This window comes from Streptomyces durbertensis (genome assembly GCF_014156695.1).
GTDB lineage: Bacteria > Actinomycetota > Actinomycetes > Streptomycetales > Streptomycetaceae > Streptomyces > Streptomyces durbertensis.
In genome coordinates, this window is sequence record NZ_WMLF01000558.1 from 1 (window position 1) to 3,022 (window position 3,022).

3 protein-coding genes are annotated in these 3,022 nt (G+C 75.4%); all 3 read right to left on the reverse strand.

All coding sequences use genetic code 11. The features are described 5' to 3' along the window. Nucleotides 1–130: 130 nt before the first annotated feature. Nucleotides 131–1,312, reverse strand: coding sequence for an alpha/beta fold hydrolase (locus GL263_RS24285; RefSeq protein WP_323379544.1), 1,182 nt, complete (start codon nucleotides 1,310–1,312; stop codon nucleotides 131–133). 53 nt (nucleotides 1,313–1,365) lie between these two features. Further along, nucleotides 1,366–2,517: an alanine racemase gene (gene alr, locus GL263_RS24290; protein WP_182857885.1), complete on the reverse strand. Its 1,152-nt coding sequence runs from the start codon at nucleotides 2,515–2,517 to the stop codon at nucleotides 1,366–1,368. A 127-nt stretch (nucleotides 2,518–2,644) separates the two neighbouring features. Then, the coding region (locus tag GL263_RS24295; protein WP_228456794.1) for a hypothetical protein at nucleotides 2,645–3,022 on the reverse strand (378 nt) is incomplete at its 5' end.

Consider the following 3,022-nt stretch of genomic DNA (forward strand, 5'->3'; position numbering starts at 1 on the left):
CACCAGGTCCCCCGCCCGCAGAATCGCCGCGACGTCCCGCCCGAGCTGTCGCATCTCCTCTGGCGTACTGACCGTGATACGGGTGTGCATGCCAGCGATGCTAATGCGTCCGGGCAGTACTCAGCGCCGATCAGCGCCGGCGGGCGGAACGGCGACCGGTCGGCGCGGTGGCCGCCGCGAGCAGCCCGAGCAGACGTTCGTTGAGCAGCTCGGGGCGTTCGAGCATCAGCAGATGCCCCGTCTCCGGCACGATCTCCAGCCGGGACTCCGGCAGCGCGGCGGCGATCGCCTCGCTGTGCGCCTGCGGGGTCAGCAGGTCCCGGTCGCCGGCGATCACCAGAGCCGGGCAGTGCGCGAACGCGGCCAGCGCCTCCCGCTTCTCGTGCGCGTGGAACGCCGGGTAGAACTCGGCGACGACGTCGATCGGGGTCGACTCGATGAGCCGCTCCGCGAACCGGGCCACCGCCGGATCGACCGACCCGGTGTCCCCGAAGCTGTAGTGCTTGACCAGGCCCGCGAGCAGGTCGGCGGTGGCCGCGCGGCCCCGCTCGACCAGCGCGCTGTGCGAGGCGAGCGCCTTCAGCACGCCCGGCACGAACCGGCGCAGCACGGTGACACCGGCCGCCGGCAGCCCGTACGTCACCTCGCCGAGCCCGCCCGCCGACGTGCCCACGAAGGCCGCGCCGACCACCCGTTCGGCGACCTCCTCCGGGTACTGCGCCGCCAACGCCATCATCGTCATTCCACCCATCGAGTGACCGACGAGGATCAGCGGGCCCTCCGGCGCCGCCGCGTCCAGCACCGCCTTGAGGTCCCGCCCGAGGCGCTCGATGCTGACGGGGGTGGTGCCGTCGGTGGCCAGGTGGGCACGACCCCGCTCGCTGCGGCCGTGGCTCCGCTGGTCCCAGTACACAGCCCGCACCCCGGGCAGCTCCCGCAGCGCGGCCCTCTGGAAGTGCCACGCGTCCTGCGTGAGGCAGTAGCCGTGGCTGAACACCACCGTCAGCGGGGCGCGCGTCCTGCCGCCGCCCCGCAGCGCCTTGCCGAGCCGGGACCGGGTGTCGGCGGGCTTGTCGCCCGACGGCTCCGCCGGCTCGTCGATCTCGTAGTGCAGTTCGGTGCCGTCGTCGGCGACGGCCGTGCCCGGCGTGCCGCGCAGCGTCCCGTACGGCCCGGCGGCGTCGAGCGCCAGGCGGGCGCGGCGGCGCACCGACCTGTGCACGGTCAGCCGTTCCACGGCGACGCCCGCCGCCACCACACCCAGCGCGGCGCCGGCCAGTCCCGCCCGACGCCCCCAGCCGTGCTCCGTCACCGCTGCTCCCCCACCCTCTCCGGGCTCCGTCTCCGTCTTACCGCAGCGAGCCCTCAGGCTCCGAGGTGGACCCGCGGGACGCGGGGCCCGATCCGGGTCACTATCTCGTACCCGATCGTGCCGACCGCGCGCGCCCAGTCCTCGGCGGTGGGTTCGCCCCGGTCGCCGGGACCGAACAGCACGGCCTCGTCGCCGGCCTCGGCCGTGTCGCCGCCGAGGTCGACGACAAACTGGTCCATCGCCACGCGGCCCGCCACCGTGCGCCACTTCCCGGCGACCAGAACCGGGCCGCAGCCCGAGCCGTGCCGGGGCACGCCGTCGGCGTACCCGGCGGGGACAAGCGCGAGCGTCGTCTCGCCGGGAGTGGTGTAGTGATGTCCGTAGGACACCCCGTGGCCGCCCGGCACCCGCTTGACGCTGGCCAGGGCGGCGCTGAGCGTCATCGCCGGACGCAGCCCGAAGTCCGCCGGCACGCCCAGCTCGGGCGACGGCGACAGGCCGTAGACCGAGACACCCGCCCGCACCAGGTCGAAGTGGGACTGCGGCAGGGTGAGCGCGGCGGCCGAGTTCGCCATGTGCCGCACCTCGGGACGCAGTCCGGCCGCCTCGGCCACCGCCAGGGCGTCCCGGTACACGGCCAGTTGAGCCTCGATGGAGGGGTGCCCGGGTTCGTCGGCGCAGGCGAAGTGGGACCAGATCCCGGTCACGCGGAGCGCGCCCGAGGACTCGGCGGCACGGGCGGCGTCGACCAGTTCCCGCCAGTCGGCGGGCTGGCAACCGTTCCGGCCCAGACCGGTGTCCACCTTGAGCTGCACCCGGGCCTGGCGGCCCGCGGCCGCCGCCGCCGCGACGATCTCGCGCAGCGCCCACAGCCCGCTCGCCGACACGTCCACGTCCGCCTCGATGGCCTGCTTCCACGGCCCGCCGGGCGTCCACAGCCAGGCCAGTACGCGGCCGGTGTCGCCGGCGGCGCGCAGCGCCAGCGCCTCCTCCGGCGTGGCGGTACCGAGCCAGCTCGCGCCCGCCTCCCGGGCGGCGCGGGCGCACGGCACCATGCCGTGGCCGTAGGCGTCGGACTTCACGACGGCCATCAGCTCCGCGCCGGCGGCCGCCCGGGCACGGAGCGCGCGGACGTTGGCGCGGACGGCGTCCAGGTCGACGACCGCGCGGACGCGCGGAGGCAGGTGCGGTGGTGCGGTGTTCACCGCCCCAGTGTCGCAGCCCCGCCGCCGAGCGCCGCCCCTCCGTCCGCGAACCCCGCCGCGCGCCTCCCCGGAGGCGCGTGATCACCTGCGGCGGCACTGTCCGCAGCGGCACGGCCGCCGGTCGGTGTCACGGCCCGGCGGCACGCCCCGGACCCAACCCGGCTTCCGCCTCGGCGTTCGTGTGGATCTCCCGGATCTCCCCGACCGCGTCCGTCGGATCCTCGACCCCGGCGCTCACGAGCTCTTCAAGGTGACGCAGGCGAGCGGCCCGTGCGGGGTAGCGCTGGATCGCCACGTACACGGCCCAGATGTGGACGAAGCTCCGAAGCGGGGCCACCGAGCCGACCTGCTGGGCGCTGGTGCTCACCTCGACCAGGTGTCGGAGGAAGTCCTGCACCCGGCTGGGCGTCACCTCCGCGACCGCTGCCAGCAGCCCGGCAGGGGTGAGCGGAGGCATGGGGAGGACCGGCTTGCCGGCTCGGAGGTTCGGCTGTGGGGGCGGTTG